Consider the following 16,921-nt stretch of genomic DNA (forward strand, 5'->3'; position numbering starts at 1 on the left):
GCGACCCGCGCATGCACGTCACCGCGCGCCCTGCGAATGGGCAGAGCGCGCGGCGGGCGCGGGGGTGACTACCGGGGAACGGCGACAGCCGGAGCGGTGGCCGGGGGCGCGACCGGGGCGGGCACGGCGGCCGCGGGAGCCGACGGATCGGCGGGCGGGCAGAAGAGCAGACAGGGCAGTTGCGGCAGCGGCGGGAGCCCGGGAATCGGCGGGGCCGGATCGGGCGTCGTGGGGGCGGCGGCACCGTCCGTCGACGGCTGCGGGGTGGTCGCGAGATCGCGGGGGAGGTCCGACTCGGCCGCGGCGGCCGCGGCGTCGGCGACCCGTCCAGGCGTCGGCGAGGCCGACTCCGACAGCTGGCTCGGCGTCGGAGTTCCTCCGTTCCTGTACGCATTCGACCAGGTGATGACGTTGGCGGCGTATGCGGCCGAGTTGTTGTAGCGCAACACGGCACGGGTCTCCTGGAGCGGATCGCGGAGGTCGAGACCGCCCGAGCAGAGGTACCGGGCGGCCGCCAGCGTCGCGTCGAACACGTTGTTGGGATCGGCCACGCCGTCGGCGTTGCCGTCCGACGCGTACTTGGCCCATGTGGACGGAATGAACTGCATCGGTCCGACGGCGCGATCGTGCCCGGGGTCGCCGTCGGTGGCGCCGCGGTCGGTGTCGCGGATGATCTCGTTGCCCGCCAGCCTGCCGTCGAGAACCGGACCCAGGATCGGGGTGATCGTGGTGCCCACCGAGTCGGTCCGGCCGCCACCGGCGTGCCCCGATTCGATGCGGCCGATCCCGGCCAGCAGATGCCACGGCAGACCGCACTTGGGGGACTCCGCCATCATCTCGAGTTCCGCGGACCGGTAGGCGTTGAGCACGATCTCCGGGATACCCAGAGCGCTCAATATCACCGGTGCGGCGATGAGCCCGGTGCCGGACGGCGACGCCGACGAACGAGGGGATGTGGGATTTGTCACGGCGGGCGCCGGTGCGGGCGGCGGGGGTGCGGCCCGCTGCGACCGCGCGACCCGTGGTGTGGGTGCCACGATTCCCGCGGGCGGAAGGTACGCGGCCGGGGGAGTGCTTCCCGGCGTGATCGACGACACCGCGAGGGCCGTCGCCGCACCCGTGGACGAGTAGGCGGTGGTGCTCACGGTTGCGCCGCTGATCGCGGAACCGCCGGTCGAGGACCCGAGGGTGGCAACTGCGCCCACGGTCAGGGCAGTCACCGTCAACAGTCCACGTATCCGCACTCGATCACCCCCTGCGGTGCTCTTCGCCTGTGCACACCGCATACATCCGAGAAGATGTGACTGACGTTACATATCCGTGATGGGCCCTGCCGAGGTTTGGGGGGATTCGCCGGACTCATTTCCGGCGGATGCGCGTGTCTTCCTCGTCGGCCAGCAGCGTCCTGATCTCGTCGAGTTCGCGCCGCAGGTAATCGCGTGTCGCCACCTCGCCGATCGCGATGCGCAACGCGGCCAGTTCCCGGGCGAGGAATTCGGTGTCCGCCTTCGTCTGCTCGGCGCGGGAGCGGTCCTCCTCGAGGGCCACGCGGTCGCGGTTCTCCTGGCGGTTCTGTGCCAGCAGGATCAGCGGCGCGGCGTAGGCGGCCTGGGTGGAGAACGCCAGGTTGAGGAGGATGAACGGATACGGATCCCACTGCAGGCGGACGGCGAAGACGTTGACGAGGATCCAGACGATCACGATCACCGTCTGGATCATCAGGTAGCGCCCCGTACCGAGGAACCGGGCGAAGTTCTCGCTGGCCCGGCCGACGGCCTCCACGTCGTACGAGACCCTGAATCGGCGGGTGCCGCGTGGGGTGTCGAGGCGCTGCCGGTCCGACAGGTTCCGGGCGGCCGCGCTGGGGGACTTCTCGCTCATACGTCGATCTCCTCTTCACGCCAGTCCTCGGGGAGGAGATGGTCCAGGACGTCGTCGACGGTGACCGCGCCGATCAGGTGTTCCTCGTCGTCGACCACGGGTCCGCACACCAGGTTGTAGGTCGCGAAGTACCGCGTCACCGCCGTCAGGGAGTCCTCGGGCGCCAGCCGCGGCATGTCGGTGTCGAGCAGTCCGCCGACGAGGCTCGCGGGCGGCTCGCGCAGCAGTTTCTGCAGGTGCACGCATCCCAGGTAGCGGCCGGTCGGCGTCGCGGTCGGAGGACGGACGACGAACACCATGCTCGCGAGCGCGGGCGTGACGTCCGAGATGCGCGCCCGGGCCAGGGCCTCGGCGACCGTCGTCGACGCGGTGAGGACCACCGGCTCGGGAGTCATCAGACCGCCCGCCGTGTCGGGTGAGTGCTCGAGCAGGCGGCGGACTGGCTCGGAGTCCTGCGGATCCATCAACTGCAGCAGCGATTCGGCCTCGGTCTCGGGAAGCTCACCGAGGAGGTCGGCGGCGTCGTCGGGATCCATGGCCTCGAGGACGTCCGCGGCGCGCTCCACCTCGAGGTGCATGAGCAGATCCGTCTGGTCGTCGGCGGGCAGTTCCTGGACGACGTCGGCGAGGCGCTCGTCGTCGAGTGCGAGGGCGAGTTCGTGGCGGCGTTTCTCCGGCAGGAGGCGCATCGCGTTCGCGACGTCGGCGGCGCGCATCCCCTCGAACTGCGTGAGCAGGGCCGAGACGCCCTGACCGGGCATCGCCAGGTCGGTCTGCGTGAGGCCCTGCACGTGCTGCCACCCGACGACGTGCATGGCGGCCCGACGGCCGAGCCTGCCGCGGTGCCCGCGCACCGCCACCTTCGACACCACCCAGTCCCGCGTGCGGGTCTGCTCGATGCCCAGGTCGACGACGATGATGTCGGCGTCGCGCAGTTCCTCGAGTTCCGGGTCGTCCACGCGCACGTGGGAATCCGCGACCTGGGCGAGGGCCAGGACCTCGCCGGGTCGTTGCTGGAAGCGGCGGAGACTGACGTTGCCCGTGGTGAGGGTCACGGAGCTGGGCTCGATGGCGGTGACGCGGAGCATCGGGACGAAGATGCGTTTGCGCGTGAACAATTCGATGACCAGCCCGAGCACGCGCGGCTGCTGCCTGCCGACGCGGGCCGTGATCACCACGTCCCGGACGCGGCCGATCGACTCCCCGTCGGGGCCGAGCACCACCAGGCCGGCCAGCCTGGCTGCAAAAACCTTGTTCGCAGCTGCCATGATTGCCAGGCTAGATCGTTGTTCAGAGATACAGGGAATCGAACACCTGCGAAAGTGGAGGATCGTCCGTCATGAGTTCCGTCTACAGGCCACGGCGATCCGTTCTCGCCGTTCCGGGCAGCAGCCGCAAGATGATCGACAAGGCGAAGGGGCTGCCCGCCGACGAGATCTTCCTCGATCTCGAGGACGCGGTGGCACCGCTCGCCAAGCAGGAGGCGCGCGGCACCGTCGGCGACGCGCTCGCCGAGGGCGGGTGGGGCGAGCAGATCAAGGTGGTCCGGGTCAACGACTGGACCACCGAGTGGACGTACGCCGACGTCGTCGAGGTCGTGGGGCGGGCAGGTGCCCACCTCGACGCGATCCTGCTGCCGAAAGTGCCGGATGCCAGCCATGTTCAGGCCCTGGACCTGCTGCTGACCCAGGTGGAGAAGGCCAACGGGCTCGAGCTCGGCCGGATCGGCATCGAACCGCAGATCGAGAACGCGATCGGGCTCACCAACATCAACGCGATCGCGACGGCGAGCCCGCGCGTGCAGACCCTGGTGTTCGGTCCCGCCGACTTCATGGCGAGCATCAACATGCGGACGCTGGTCGTCGGGGAGCAGCCGGACGGCTACGACCGCGGCGACGCCTACCACCACATCCTGATGACCATCCTGATGGCGGCCCGCGCGCACGGGGTCCAGGCCATCGACGGTCCCTACCTCCAGATCCGCGACGTGGAGGCGTTCCGGCGGTCGGCGCAGCGCACGGCCGCGCTCGGCTTCGACGGCAAGTGGGTGCTGCATCCCACCCAGATCGAGGCGGCGAACGACGTGTTCAGCCCCCGCCAGGACGATTACGACCGGGCCGAACTGATCCTGGACGCCTACGAGTTCCACACGTCCGCGGCGGGCGGCGGTCGCGGTGCCGTGATGCTCGGCGACGAGATGATCGACGAGGCGAGTCGCAAGATGGCGCTCGTGATCTCCGCCAAGGGGCGTGCCGCGGGCATGAAACGGACCACCGAGTTCGTGCGACCCGACGCGAAGTAGTCCCGGCAGGCAGAATGGTTCTCACAGGACCGATCCTGCGGTAACCACACGAGGAGACCAGCTGACGATGACGAATCCACTCGGACAGTCCAACGGGGCGCGGCGTGGGGCTCTGCCGGAACCCCCCACGGGCTGGCCCATCGGTTCGTATCCCACCTACGCGGAGGCGCAGCGCGCCGTCGACTACCTCTCCGATCAGGAGTTCTCGGTGGAGGACGTCACCATCGTGGGGGTCAACCTCATGCAGGTGGAGCGGGTGCTGGGCCGCCTCACCTGGGCGAAAGTGATTGGCGGGGGCATCGTTTCGGGCGCGTGGCTCGGTGTGTTCTTCGGTCTGCTGCTGGGCATCGTCACGGGCGGGTTCCTGGCGCCGCTCGTCGTCGGCATCGTCGGCGGCATCATCTTCGGGCTGATCTCCACGACGATCCCGTACGCGGCGACGCGGGGCACCCGGGACTTCGCGTCGACCATGCAACTGGTCGCCGGGCGGTACGACGTGCTGTGCGAGCCGAAGTCGGCGGAGAGGGCCAGGGACATGCTGGCCAAGCTGGCGCTCTGATCGGCGCGACCACGTCGAGCGGCGGGTTGCGGTCGGGTCACGGATTGCGTCCTATTCGCGACGTTCGCCGCGATTTCACCCGGTTCGCCGGTGATGTCGGATAGGTTTACGGCGCAATGCGTGGGCCCCGGCCCTCGCCGAAACCGTGACCTGTCGGTGGAGCGCGCGTTCCGGCAGGAACCAATGTGCGGGCCCGCGTGCCCAGCCGTACCGCGACTGGATCCGTGAGGGCCGCTCGAGGAGGCGGCTGTGCTGCATCGCACCAAGCCCGGACGCTCGCTGAAGTGGGGACTGATCGGTGCGGCCACCGTCCTCACCGTTCCCCTGCTGGCCGCGTGCGGGTCGTCGGAAGACGGCATCGTCCTCAGCTTCTACACGGCCGCCGACGGCGCCGAACAGTACGCGGAGGCCGCCGCCAACTGCACGGCCGCAGTGGGCGGCCGGTACACGATCGAGCAACGCACGCTGCCGAAGGGCGCGGACGATCAACGTCTCCAGCTGGCCCGCCGGCTCACCGGCAACGACACGTCACTCGACATCATGACGCTCGACGTGGTGTGGACCGCAGAGTTCGCCGAGGCGGGATGGGCGCTGCCGCTCCCACCCGGCATCGCCGCCGAGGTCACCGAGGGCACACTCGAGGGCCCCCTCGAATCGGCCAAGTGGCAGGACCAGCTGTACGCCGCACCGCTGAACACCAACACCCAGTTGCTCTGGTACCGCAAGGACCTCATGCCGGACGGGCAGCCGCCGCAGACGTGGGATCAGATGATCGACATCGCGGAGGGCCTCGCCGCGGAGGGCCGGCCCAGCTGGATCGGGGTGCAGGGCAAGCAGTACGAGGGTCTGATGGTGTGGTTCAACACCCTGCTCGCGAGTGCGGGCGGGTCCGTCGTCGCCGACGACGGGACCACGGTGACGGTCGCGGACGGCGACGCCGCCGTCCAGGCGCTCGAGGTCATGAAGCGGGTCGCCACCGCGAAGGGTGCCGACCCGTCGGTTTCCCAGGGCGACGAGGCGTCGTCCCGGCTCGGGATGGAGAGCGGAAAGGCTGCGTTCGAGGTCAATTGGCCGTTCGTGTTGCCCGGCATGATCGAGAACGCCGAGAAGGGTGACCTCCCGTTCATCGACGACAAGGGCAATCCGACGTCCGTGGACACGGGCAACACGGTGCTCACGGTCGACGGTCAGCAGAATTTCCTGCCTGCGCCGTACCCGTCGGTGATCCCCGGCAGGCCCGCCGAGGTGACGATCGGCGGATTCAACGTCGCGGTCGCGAAGACGAGTCAGCACCCGGACCTGGCGTTCGAGGCGGTGTCCTGCCTGCGGAACGAGGAGAACCAGCGCAACAACGCCGTCAACGGTGGTGTGCCGCCGACGCTGGCGAGCCTGTACGACGACCCGGCGTTCCAGGAGGCATACCCCGCGTGGCGTGAGGTGCGGGAGAGCCTCGACACCGCGTCCGTCCGCCCGGTGTCACCGGCGTACCAGAGCATTTCGACCCTGATCACCGCCACGTTGAATCCGGTCGGTGACATCGACCCGCCGCGGACCGTCGACGAACTCGCCGAGCAGGTCCGCAAGGCGGTCAACTCGGAAGGGCTGATCCCGTGACGACCGAAACCGTGCAGGCGGACCGCGCCGAGGAGCCGAAAGCCGCGTCGAAGGGCCAGATCTCGGAGGGGAAGCGGGCCGAACGCCGGCTGGGGCTGTGGTTGGTGGCCCCCGCCGCGATCCTCATGATCGCGGTGACGGCCTATCCCGTCGTGTACGCGGTGTGGCTGAGCCTGCAGCGCTACGACCTCCGGTTCCCCGACGACCGCAAGTTCGTCGGCCTCGCCAACTACGTGTCGGTGCTGACGGACGGGTACTGGTGGCAGGCGTTCTGGGTGACGGTGGGCATCACGGTCGTGTCGGTGGTGATCGAGTTCGTCCTGGGCCTGATCCTGGCGCTCGTGATGCACCGGACGCTGGTGGGGAAGGGCCTCGTCCGGACGGTGGTGCTGATTCCGTACGGCATCGTCACCGTCGCCGCCGCGTACAGCTGGTACTACGCGTGGACGCCGGGAACCGGGTACCTCGCGAACCTGCTGCCCGACGGGAGCGCCCCGTTGACGGAGCAGATCCCGTCACTCGCGATCATCGTGCTCGCCGAGGTGTGGAAGACGACGCCGTTCATGGCGCTGCTGCTGCTCGCCGGGCTCGCCCTCGTCCCCGACGACCTCCTCAAGGCCGCGCAGGTCGACGGTGCCGGGGCGTGGACGCGGCTGGTGCGGATCATCCTGCCGCTGATGAAACCGGCGATCCTCGTGGCGCTGCTGTTCCGTACTCTCGACGCGTTCCGGATCTTCGACAACATCTACGTTCTCACCAAGGGCGCCAACGACACCGGGTCACTGTCGATCCTCGGTTACGACAACCTGTTCAAGGCGTTCAACCTCGGTATCGGCTCGGCGATCAGCGTCCTCATCTTCCTGTGTGTCGCGTTGCTCGCCTTCGTGTTCATCAAGCTCTTCGGCGCGTCGGCTCCCGGGGCCGGCACGGAAGGAAACCGATAACCATGGCCGTCGTCGACACCCCTCGCCGCAAGATCAGCTGGTCCGTGGTCAACCTGCTGGTCCTGCTGTACGCGCTGGTCCCGGTGCTGTGGATCGCCAGCCTGTCGTTCAAACCCGCGGGAACGATCAAGGACGGCAAGTTCATTCCGCAGAAGTGGACCCTCGACAACTACCGCGGCATCTTCGAGACCAACGCGTTCACCAGCGCGCTGATCAACTCCATCGGCATCGGTCTGATCTCCACGGTCATCGCCGTCGTCATCGGCACCATGGCCGCCTACGCCATTGCCCGCCTCGACTTCCCGGGAAAGAAGCTGCTGGTCGGGGTGGCGCTGCTGATCGCGATGTTCCCCCAGATCTCCCTCGTGAGCCCACTGTTCGACATCGAGCGCAGGCTCGGGTTGTTCGACACCTGGGCGGGCCTGATCCTGCCGTACATCACGTTCGCTCTCCCGCTGGCCATCTATACGCTCTCGGCCTTCTTCAAGGAGATCCCGTGGGAGCTGGAGAAGGCGGCGAAGATGGACGGCGCCACCCCGGCGCAGGCGTTCCGGAAGGTCGTGGCACCGCTGGCGGCGCCGGGCATCGTCACCGCCGCGATCCTGGTCTTCATCTTCTGCTGGAACGATCTGCTGTTCGCGATCTCGCTGACCTCGACGGAACGTTCCATCACCGCGCCTGCCGCGATCGCGAACTTCACCGGCGCCTCCCAGTTCGAGGAGCCGACCGGCTCGATCGCCGCCGCCGCGATGGTGATCACGATCCCGATCATCGTCTTCGTGCTGTTCTTCCAACGACGCATCGTGGCCGGCCTGACCTCCGGCGCCGTGAAGGGATAATGCTGTGGCCGAAATCGTGCTCGACAAGGTGACGAAGTTGTACCCGGACGGCGCCAAGGCGGTGAGCGACGTCGATATCACGATCGCCGACGGCGAATTCATCATCCTGGTCGGGCCGTCCGGTTGCGGAAAGTCGACCACTCTCAACATGATCGCCGGGCTGGAGGACATCTCGTCCGGTGAACTGCGGATCGCGGGGGAGCGGGTCAACGAGAAAGCGCCGAAGGACCGCGACATCGCCATGGTGTTCCAGTCGTACGCGCTGTACCCGCACATGACGGTGCGGCAGAACATCGCGTTCCCGCTCACCCTGGCGAAGATGTCGAAGTCGGACATCGCGGCGAAGGTGGACGACGCCGCCAAGATCCTCGACCTCACCCAGCACCTCGACCGCAAACCCGCCAATCTGTCGGGCGGTCAGCGGCAGCGGGTCGCGATGGGCCGGGCGATCGTCCGCAGCCCCAAGGCGTTCCTCATGGACGAGCCGCTGTCGAATCTCGACGCCAAGCTCCGCGTGCAGATGCGCACCGAGATCGCCCGGCTGCAACAGCGACTCGGCACCACCACGGTCTACGTCACGCACGATCAGACCGAGGCGATGACGCTCGGCGACCGGGTGGTGGTGCTGCGCGGCGGGGTGGTCCAGCAGATCGGGGCGCCGCAGGAGTTGTACGACCACCCGAACAACCTGTTCGTCGCGGGATTCATCGGCTCGCCGTCGATGAACTTCTTCCCGGGACAGCTCACCGCCGACGGGGTGTCGACGCCGATCGGAGAGTTCACGCTTCCGCCGGAGACCCGCGACAAGGTCGCGTCGTCGAATTCGGCGAAGGACGTGGTGGTGGGGATCCGTCCCGAGCACTTCGAGGACGTGGCGCTCGTCGATGCGGGGCAGCGGGAGTCCGGTGCCACGTTCACGGCCAACGTCGAGGTGCTCGAGTCGATGGGCTCGGACAAGTATGCCTATTTCACGGCCGAGGGGCCGCAGGTGAACTCCCGGGAACTCGAGGAACTGGCCGCCGACTCGGGTACCGCCGTCGCAGGGGGTGGTCAGCTGGTTGCCAGGTTGTCGGCCGAGTCGTCCGCGGTGCACGGCAGGCCGGTGGAACTGTGGTTCGACCGGGCGAAGATCGCCCTGTTCGATCAGAACTCGGGGGCGAACCTCACCCGCTGACCGGGGTGGTGCGCTCACCCGGACGGCTGGTGTTCGCTCCGCCGAGACCGCCGACCGTGCCCCACTCGGCGGCGAGGGCGGTCGCGTGGACCTCGTCCTCCTCCTCGTCGGACGGCGTGCGGGTGGTGCGGGTGATCCCGAAGAACGGCAGCAGTCCGGCGAGCGCGGCGGCGGTCGCGCCGACGACGAACGCGATGACGTACGCCGATTCGGTCGGGACATCGGTCCCGGGCAGGGTGATCCCGGCGAGCAGGGTCGCGAGCAGTGCGCTGGCGACCGAGCTGCCCACGGATCGGGCGATCGAGTTGATGCTGTTCGCGACGCCGGTCTCGTTCTGCCGTACCTCGGCCACGAGCAGCGACGGCAGCGACGCGTAGGCGAGGCTGATGTACGTGTTGATCAGCACGATCGCCGCGATGACTTCCCACGTGCGGTCGTGGGCGAAGACGAACACGACGAAACCGCCGACCCCGGCGACGCTCGCGGCGATCAGGACGGCGCGGGAACCGAAGCGGTGGATCAGTTTTCCGCTCGCGATCGACGCGAGGACGCCGCTGATCGCGCCCGGCAGCAGATACACGGTGCTGGCCTCGAGGACGGTGGCCCCGAAGCCGTACCCGGCGACGGCGTGTGGCGTTTGGACGAAGTACGAGCTGCCCAGGAACATCACGAACATCGACATGCCCACCACCAGGGCGGACAGGTGGGTCACCAGGACGGGTGGGTTGGTCAGCAGCCGGGGTGCGACGAGTGGATCGGTGATCCGGCGTTCGTAGAGGAACCAGCCGGCCAGAACCAGGATTCCGGCGACTGCGCTGGCGATCGTGACGGGAGACGTCCAGCCCCAGGTGCCGCCCTCGGCGAGCGGGAGCAGGACGAGCACCAGTCCGGCGGCGAGACCGACCGCGCCGATCCAGTCGATGGAACCCGTGCCTGCGCGCGGGCGGCGGGGGATGGCGATCCAGGCGAGGACGAGTCCTGCCGCGGTGATGGCCGAGGACAGCCAGAAGACGCGATGGAAGTCGGCGCCGTCGGAGACCAGCACACCGGTGAGGACGATTCCGAAACATCCGCCGAAACCGAGAGTGCCGGAGAAGATCCCCATCGCCCCGGTCAGCTTCTCGGCCGGAAGTTCGTCGCGCAGCACCGCGATGCCGATGGGGAACAGCGCGAACGACACACCCTGGAGCACCCGGGCGAAGATCAGCACCCCCACGGACGTCGACACCGCACCGATCAGGGACCCCGCCAGCACCACCGCGAGCACCCCGAGCAGAACCGGCCGTTTGCCGCGGAGGTCGGCGAGGCGGCCGAGGACGGGTGTCGCGGTCGCCGCCGCGAGGAGGTTCGCCGTGAGAAGCCAGCCGACGGCGGTGGGGCCGACGTCGAGTTGCGTACCGATGGTCCCGACGATCGGTACCACCAGCGTCTGCAGAACGGCGACAATCATCACGACGAAGCACATGACGGGCAAGAGAGCCCTGGCGGCGGTGGTCGATCCGGCGGCCATGGGGGTCCTCCTGCGGGGTCGGTGAACGGGCGTGAACCAACACGGTACTGGGGCTAACTAACGAAGGGGTGCACGGTGGGGTCTGAACGCATGTCGAATCGAGCGCTGGGCCGGGCGACGCTGGCCAGGCAATCGCTGCTGAGCCGTTCGGAACTGTCCCCGCTCGACATGATCGAGCACCTCTGCGGACTGCAGGCGCAGGCGCCGGCCCCGCCGTACTTCGCGCTGTGGGCGCGGCTCAGGAGGTTCCGCGCCGAAACGCTGTCGGACCTCGTCGAGAACCGCGCGGTGGTGCGGATCGTCGCGATGCGCGGGACGGTCTTCGCGTTGTCCGCGCCGGACGCCCTCTCGTTCCGTCCGCTGGCGCAACCGTTGCTCGACCGGGACCTCCACACCAACACGCAGTACCGGTCGAGTCTCGACGGCATCGACCTGGACGCGCTCGCGGCCGCGGGACGCGAACTGGTGCGCGACGAACCCCGCACCCAGTCGCAGATGCGGCCGCTGCTCGAACAGCGGTTCCCCGGGCGCGACGGTGCCGCGCTCGCCCACGGGGTGCGGGGACTGGTCCCGATGGTCCAGGTGCCGCCGCGCGGGCTGTGGGGCAGGTCGGGGCAACCGGCGCTCGCGACCCTGGAGTCGTGGGTGGGCCGTCCGCTGTCCGAGGCGCCGTCCCTCGACGCGATGCTGCTCCGCTACCTCGCCGCGTTCGGCCCCGCAAGTGCGCGCGACGCCCAGGCCTGGTCGGGGCTGACCCGGCTCGGTGAGGTCCTGGACCGGCTGCGGCCCGGGCTCCGGGTGTTCGCGGGGGAGTCGGGGCCGGAACTGTTCGACCTACCCGACGCGCCCCGGCCGGATCCGAGCACTCCGGCCCCTGTCCGCATCCTCGCACCGTTCGACAACGTGCTGCTCTCGCATGCGGACCGGGGGCGCCTCGTCGACGACGACGTGCGGAAGAAGATCTTCACGCAGAACGGCATCGTCAAACCGGCCGTCCTCGTGAACGGCAGGGTCGCGGCGTTCACCACGACGGTGGTCGAGAAGTCCCGTGCGATACTCGACGTGGAGCCACTGGCGCCCATCGCGAAGACGCACCGCGCCGCGATCGAGGCGGAGGGCAGGCGACTACTGAAGTTCGCGCACCCCGAGGCGACCGACCGCGCCGTGCGGTTCATGAGCTAGCGGGTTTGTGCCTCCGCGGTGCGAGGTGGCTGAGCTCGGCGATGATCTCGTCGTTCCAGACGTGCTGGCGCACAAGGCGGTACCGCTCGCGTGCCACCCACAGGTAGGCCTCGGCGTCGGTGTGGTCGGGCAGCATCCCGGCCGCCCGCAGCATCCGGACCACCGGCAGGAACTCCTCACCGAACCAGCGCCGGGCCACGGTTTCACGGCTGAGGAATTCGCCCACCTCCTGCATGAGCCGGAACCCCCAGGCCTCGACGCTCTGGCTGATCTCGGCGTACTCCCACGGATCGGTGACGACCACGGCCGCCCGCTGCGGCCCGCTCAACGGCACCCGCGTGAGGAACAGGCGGCGGTGGTCCTTGATGACCAGGTCGCCGCGCTGCGCGATCCCGTCCGGGGAGATCTTCGTCTGGATCTCGGTGACATAGGCGTCGATCGTGCTCCAGTGCATCGCGTACGCGATGGAGACGCGGTGGTGGCCGTCGCTGACGAAGTGCATCGACCCGATCCGGTACACCTGGATCGGAGGCACCGACTCGCCCCGGCGCTGCGCGGCCGCCAGTCGCTGCCAACGCTCGCGCACCCGGGTGGACGTGGGCCGGAAGAACCGGTCGAAGTCGCGCGTCCGGTCGACGCTGCCGACGATGGAATTGACGGGGATCACCTGCAGCCCGAGCGGCCGTTCCCCGACCCGGCCCACGGCCGCGACCACCTCGTCGAACGGCAGGATCTCGTTGACGTCGTCCGGTTCGCGCCGCAGCCAGCTGACCAGGCGCGACAACTCGGCGCGACGACGCTGGCGGGTGAAGTCGTTCTCCGCGTCGGCGGCGGGGAAACCGGTGTCACGTGCCATGCCGGCGCCTGACGATGCTCGGTTCGGCGCCCGGCGACAACTCCATCAGGGTGAATCCCACCGTGTTGATGACCGTCGTCGCGCCGAGCGTGCGGTCCTCGGCCGCACGGCCGTACGGGTGCACGTGCCCGTGGATCATGACGCGGGCCTGCAGCCTGCCCGCAAGGTTCTCGAAGCATTCGAAACCCCGGTGCGGCGGATCCTCCTGATCGCCGACTCCCCGCGGCGGGCTGTGCGTGAGCAGCACGTCGACGCCGGACACCCCGGAGCGGCGCGCGTGCCACGCGCTGGTCAGCGCCAGGTTGCGGGCCCGCCGCCGCTGCTGCCGCTCGGTCCACTGATTGGGCCCGTCGTTGTAGCGGATGGATCCGCCGAGGCCGGCGATGCGCAGGCCCGCGATCCGCACGATCCGGCCGTCCGCGTTGACCGCACCGCACGGTCCCGGCCACGCCGAGGGCAGTCCGGCCCGCATCCACCCGACCCGTCCCGCGGAGTAGCCCGACAGGTCGGCGTCGTGGTTGCCCGGCACGAAGACGCACGGCGCGTCGAGGGCGTCGATCAGATATTCCAGATAGTCGAACGGGAGGTCGCCCGCACCGAGGATCAGGTCGACGTCCATGGCGCGCACCTGCGAACTCCACAGCGACTCGATCGTCTCGTCGGACACTGCGAGTACCGAGACCATGCTCCGACGCTACCGGCTCGAGAGGCCGAAGGACGGGTGAGCGGGTTCGATGGTTTGATGGCGAGGTGACTGACAGCGTTGTGGCCTCCGTTCGCGCGCACCTGCTGGGGCAGATCGGGGGACCGGAGCCGACGGCGGCGTCGGTGACGTTCCTGGGCGTCGAACCGCTGGACGTGCTGCGGTTCGCACCCGACGACGAGGATCTGGTCCGCTACGTGACCCTGGGGTGCTCCCGGCACCCGATGGGCGACCCCGGCGAACTGGTGGCCGACCCCCTCCGCGGCCCCCGCGCCGAACTGATCCTCACCCTGCGCGGCGGCGCGGGGGTGGCGTCGGGAGTCGCACGCACCCTGGCGGTGCTGGCGGCGGCGCCGTCGGTGGAGGGTGTCGTTCTCGTCGAGGACGCGCTGCTCGACCTGGGGGAGCCGCTGTGGAAGGACGCACCGTTCACCGCCGTGCTGCTCGGTGCGTCGACGATCCCCGACCTCCCGTTGCCCGAACCCGCGGAGGCCGTGCGATTCCTCGCGGTCGTTCCGCTCACCGGCACCGAGGCGGCGTGGGTCCGGTTGCGCGGCGCAGGCGCCCTGCGCGAGGCGTGGGCGGAGGCGGGCATCGACGTGCGCGATCCGCACCGCGGCGCCGCGTCGCTCTAGAGCCAGTTGTTCCGGCGGAACGTCACGAACAGGCCCACCGCCACCGACGCGATCACGAACACCACGCCGTGATAGCCGTACTGCCAGTGGAGTTCGGGCATGTTGTCGAAGTTCATGCCGTAGATGCCCGCGATCATCGTCGGCACGGCCGCGATCGCCACCCACGCCGAGATCTTGCGCATGTCCGTGTTCTGCTGCACGGCGACCTTCGCGAGGGCGGCATCGACGAGTGAGCTGAGCACCTCGTCGTATTCGGCGATCCGCTCGGCGACGGTGGTGTGGTGGTCGAGGACGTCGCGGAAGTAGCGGCGGATCTCCTTCGGCACCGGATTGCCCGGCGACCGCGTCAGCCGGAGCAACGGATTGGACAGCGGGTTCACCGACTTGCGGAGTTCGACGATCTCACGCTTGAGCAGGTAGATGTGTTCGACCGCGACACTGCTGCGCGGACTGAACACCGCCTCCTCCATGCTGTCGACGTCTTCCTCGATGGCCTGAGTGACCTCGAGGTACGTGTCCACCACGTGGTCCGCGACCGCGTGCAGCACCGCATACGGGCCGAGAGCGAGCCGCTCCCGGTTCGCCTCCAGCGCGTGGCGGACGGTCGACAGCGGGGAATGGTCACCGTGCCGCACCGTGATGACGAAGTCGGCTCCCACGAACACCATGATCTCGCCGGTCTCGACGATCTCGCTGGCAGTGGCCACCGACTCGTGCGGCACGTAGTTGACCGTTCGCAGCACCAGGAACAGCACGTCGTCGTACCGCTCGAGCTTCGGCCGCTGGTGGGCGTGGACGGCGTCCTCGACCATCAGCTCGTGCAGCCCGAACGTCTCGGACACGCTCTCCATCTGACCCTCGTCGGGCGCGAGCAGCCCGACCCACACGAATCCCTGACCCCGCTTCCGGACCTCGGCCATCGCCGCCTGGTGCGTGTACTTGCCGGGAAGCCTCGTGCCGTCGACGTACACCCCGCAGTCCACGATGGCCCGCGCGGTCGGGATGCGGATCCTGGAACCCGGGTCCTTGTCGCCGTCGCGCTGTTCCTTGTCGCTGCCGCGCCGGGGGAGCGAGGGCACAGACGGCACGGGGCCCTCCTTCACCGTCGAGTCGGAAACGCTGCCGGTGAATCGTACGTCAGCGCCGGGTCCCGCCCGGCGGCGTCGCACGACACGCCAGGCTTCCGGGCCGCACGCTCGGACCCCGTGCGGCGACACCTGACAGACTGGTCTGGTGCTCATCGATCTCCACACCCATTCGACGGCCTCCGACGGAACCGACAGCCCGGCCGACCTGGTGCGCGCCGCAGGGGCGGCGGGACTCGACATCGTGGCGATCACCGATCACGACACGACCGTGGGGTGGGCCGAAGCGGTCGCGGCGCTGCCCGCGGGGCTCGCACTGGTGCGGGGCATGGAGATGTCCTGCGAGGGGCGGGGTGAGGACGGGCGGCCCGTCGCCGTGCACCTCCTCGCCTACCTGTTCGACCCCGCGCACGCGGCGTTCGCACGGGAACGGGAACGCCTGCGGAACGAGCGGATCGTCCGGATCCGCGCCATGGCGGAGCTGATGATGGAGGACGGCCTCCCCATCGACGCCGACGAGGTGCTCGCGGAAGCGGGACCGGCGGCGGGGCGCCCGCACCTGGCGCAGGCCCTCGTGCGCGCAGGAGTGGTCGGCAGCATCGGTGAAGCGTTCGTGGACCTGCTGGCCCCGCGCGGCCGGTACTTCGTCGACAAATCGGACACCCCGCTCGACGAGGCCGTGCAGCTGGTGGCGGAGGCCGGGGGCGTGAGCGTCCTCGCTCACGGCCGGGCCCGCACGAGGGGACGGCTGCTGTCGCTCGATCACGTCCGTGACCTGGCGGGAGCCGGTCTGCACGGGGTCGAGGTGCATCACCCCGACCATTCGCCGGAAGACGCGCGGGCGCTGCAGGGCCTGGCCGACGAGCTCGGTCTGGTCGTCACCGGCTCCTCCGACTACCACGGGACGAACAAGGCCATCCGGCTCGGCGAGTTCACGACGGACGCCGACGAGTTCGACACCCTCGTATCGAAAGCATCGGGGGTCCAGGTGGTTTCGGCATGAACACGCACGAGTCCGAGCGATACGAACCGTACGCCCCCGCCGGCCCGAGGACAGTGGTGGCCGTCGAACCGCCACGCAGCCCCCTTCCGGTCCGTGCGCTACGCGCCCTCAGCGGGGCCGTCGCCGCCGGCGTGGTGATCCTCTGCCTCGTCGTGATCGGCTCCGCCTATGTCGGCGGGGGCCGGGGCTTCCCGGGCCCCGGGGCGATCTCGATCACCGCGCATGTGGTGGCGTCCGTGTTCGTGATCGTGGCGCAGCGGATCGCGGACCGCCGCGACGGGTTCGCCGCCGTGGTCGCGTCCGTGGCCGTCCTCGCCGCGGCGGCGCTTCTGCTTGCCACCCAGTGGTGGGGATGAGCGACGCTCGGCCCGATACCTGAAACCGGCTCTCACAGTGACCCGCGGGTAACTTGTTCTCACAGGTAGAGGCCCGAAAACGTGAGACATCTGACTGTCGTGGCAATTTGATTGTGCATCGATATTCGTGCCAGACTTAGCACCACTCCGACGTCGGCGCCACCGCCCTTCGGCGGGGGTTTTATGGCAGCGTTGCCAGGGGCTCACCCGCCCAGTGCCATGACGCTTCGGACGTTCTGCGGCCATCGTGATCGCGCACCCCGGAAGCTTCACCCCAG

17 protein-coding genes are annotated in these 16,921 nt (G+C 69.1%); 10 read left to right on the top strand and 7 right to left on the bottom strand.

Features of this window, described 5'->3' with window-relative positions; translation table 11 throughout:
• Positions 1-68 precede the first annotated feature (68 nt).
• The 3 genes from ACFTZB_RS02775 to ACFTZB_RS02785 all read right to left on the bottom strand — a co-directional run bounded on the left by ACFTZB_RS02775 (position 69) and on the right by ACFTZB_RS02785 (position 3,149).
• On the bottom strand, positions 69-1,244 hold the full coding sequence (locus ACFTZB_RS02775; RefSeq protein WP_378429993.1) for a lytic transglycosylase domain-containing protein: 1,176 nt from the start codon (positions 1,242-1,244) through the stop codon (positions 69-71).
• A 115-nt stretch (positions 1,245-1,359) separates the two neighbouring features.
• Positions 1,360-1,881 carry a DUF1003 domain-containing protein gene (locus ACFTZB_RS02780; protein ID WP_378429994.1) on the bottom strand — a complete coding sequence of 174 codons (522 nt, stop codon included), beginning with the start codon at positions 1,879-1,881 and terminating at the stop codon, positions 1,360-1,362.
• Positions 1,878-3,149, bottom strand: a complete 1,272-nt coding sequence (locus ACFTZB_RS02785) for a magnesium transporter MgtE N-terminal domain-containing protein (RefSeq protein ID WP_015889779.1) — start codon at positions 3,147-3,149, stop codon at positions 1,878-1,880. The genes ACFTZB_RS02780 and ACFTZB_RS02785 overlap by 4 nt, the downstream gene beginning before the upstream one ends.
• Positions 3,150-3,220: 71 nt before the next feature.
• Between ACFTZB_RS02785 and ACFTZB_RS02790 the strand changes: the two genes are divergently transcribed.
• The 6 genes from ACFTZB_RS02790 to ACFTZB_RS02815 all read left to right on the top strand — a co-directional run bounded on the left by ACFTZB_RS02790 (position 3,221) and on the right by ACFTZB_RS02815 (position 9,313).
• Positions 3,221-4,183 carry an HpcH/HpaI aldolase/citrate lyase family protein gene (locus tag ACFTZB_RS02790; RefSeq protein ID WP_378429995.1) on the top strand — a complete coding sequence of 321 codons (963 nt, stop codon included), beginning with the start codon at positions 3,221-3,223 and terminating at the stop codon, positions 4,181-4,183.
• Between the two features lie 67 nt (positions 4,184-4,250).
• Positions 4,251-4,742 carry a general stress protein gene (locus ACFTZB_RS02795; RefSeq protein ID WP_141471962.1) on the top strand — a complete coding sequence of 164 codons (492 nt, stop codon included), beginning with the start codon at positions 4,251-4,253 and terminating at the stop codon, positions 4,740-4,742.
• A gap of 249 nt (positions 4,743-4,991) precedes the next feature.
• Positions 4,992-6,356, top strand: coding sequence for an ABC transporter substrate-binding protein (locus tag ACFTZB_RS02800; protein WP_378429996.1), 1,365 nt, complete (start codon positions 4,992-4,994; stop codon positions 6,354-6,356).
• Complete coding sequence (locus tag ACFTZB_RS02805) at positions 6,353-7,300, top strand: carbohydrate ABC transporter permease (RefSeq protein ID WP_378429997.1); 948 nt, start codon at positions 6,353-6,355, stop codon at positions 7,298-7,300. The genes ACFTZB_RS02800 and ACFTZB_RS02805 overlap by 4 nt, the downstream gene beginning before the upstream one ends.
• Positions 7,301-7,302: 2 nt before the next feature.
• Entirely contained in the window at positions 7,303-8,139 is an 837-nt protein-coding gene (locus ACFTZB_RS02810) for a carbohydrate ABC transporter permease (protein WP_276135936.1), read from the top strand.
• A 4-nt stretch (positions 8,140-8,143) separates the two neighbouring features.
• Positions 8,144-9,313, top strand: coding sequence for an ABC transporter ATP-binding protein (locus tag ACFTZB_RS02815; RefSeq protein ID WP_378429998.1), 1,170 nt, complete (start codon positions 8,144-8,146; stop codon positions 9,311-9,313).
• On the opposite strand, the gene ACFTZB_RS02820 is transcribed toward ACFTZB_RS02815, so the two are convergent.
• Entirely contained in the window at positions 9,303-10,823 is a 1,521-nt protein-coding gene (locus ACFTZB_RS02820; protein ID WP_378429999.1) for an MFS transporter, read from the bottom strand. The genes ACFTZB_RS02815 and ACFTZB_RS02820 overlap by 11 nt on opposite strands.
• 75 nt (positions 10,824-10,898) lie before the next feature.
• On the opposite strand from ACFTZB_RS02820, the gene ACFTZB_RS02825 reads away from it, so the two are divergent.
• Positions 10,899-12,005 (top strand): winged helix DNA-binding domain-containing protein, encoded by a 1,107-nt coding sequence (locus ACFTZB_RS02825; RefSeq protein ID WP_378430000.1) that lies wholly within the window; start codon positions 10,899-10,901, stop codon positions 12,003-12,005.
• Here the strand turns inward: ACFTZB_RS02825 and ACFTZB_RS02830 are convergent.
• Positions 11,995-12,861 carry a chromosome partitioning protein ParB gene (locus tag ACFTZB_RS02830; protein ID WP_378430001.1) on the bottom strand — a complete coding sequence of 289 codons (867 nt, stop codon included), beginning with the start codon at positions 12,859-12,861 and terminating at the stop codon, positions 11,995-11,997. The genes ACFTZB_RS02825 and ACFTZB_RS02830 overlap by 11 nt on opposite strands.
• Complete coding sequence (locus ACFTZB_RS02835) at positions 12,851-13,546, bottom strand: metallophosphoesterase (protein WP_015889788.1); 696 nt, start codon at positions 13,544-13,546, stop codon at positions 12,851-12,853. The genes ACFTZB_RS02830 and ACFTZB_RS02835 overlap by 11 nt, the downstream gene beginning before the upstream one ends.
• A 65-nt stretch (positions 13,547-13,611) precedes the next feature.
• Between ACFTZB_RS02835 and ACFTZB_RS02840 the strand changes: the two genes are divergently transcribed.
• Positions 13,612-14,199, top strand: coding sequence for a suppressor of fused domain protein (locus ACFTZB_RS02840; RefSeq protein ID WP_378430002.1), 588 nt, complete (start codon positions 13,612-13,614; stop codon positions 14,197-14,199).
• Here ACFTZB_RS02840 and corA read toward each other — a convergent pair.
• On the bottom strand, positions 14,196-15,287 hold the full coding sequence (gene corA / locus ACFTZB_RS02845; RefSeq protein WP_378430003.1) for a magnesium/cobalt transporter CorA: 1,092 nt from the start codon (positions 15,285-15,287) through the stop codon (positions 14,196-14,198). The genes ACFTZB_RS02840 and corA overlap by 4 nt on opposite strands.
• Positions 15,288-15,432: 145 nt before the next feature.
• Between corA and ACFTZB_RS02850 the strand changes: the two genes are divergently transcribed.
• Positions 15,433-16,287 (top strand): PHP domain-containing protein, encoded by an 855-nt coding sequence (locus tag ACFTZB_RS02850; RefSeq protein ID WP_378430004.1) that lies wholly within the window; start codon positions 15,433-15,435, stop codon positions 16,285-16,287.
• Positions 16,284-16,643: a hypothetical protein gene (locus tag ACFTZB_RS02855; protein WP_378430005.1), complete on the top strand. Its 360-nt coding sequence runs from the start codon at positions 16,284-16,286 to the stop codon at positions 16,641-16,643. The genes ACFTZB_RS02850 and ACFTZB_RS02855 overlap by 4 nt, the downstream gene beginning before the upstream one ends.
• The last annotated feature ends 278 nt before the right edge of the window (positions 16,644-16,921 follow it).

Source organism: Rhodococcus sp. NPDC057014 (assembly GCF_042673295.1).
Taxonomy (GTDB): domain Bacteria; phylum Actinomycetota; class Actinomycetes; order Mycobacteriales; family Mycobacteriaceae; genus Rhodococcus_F.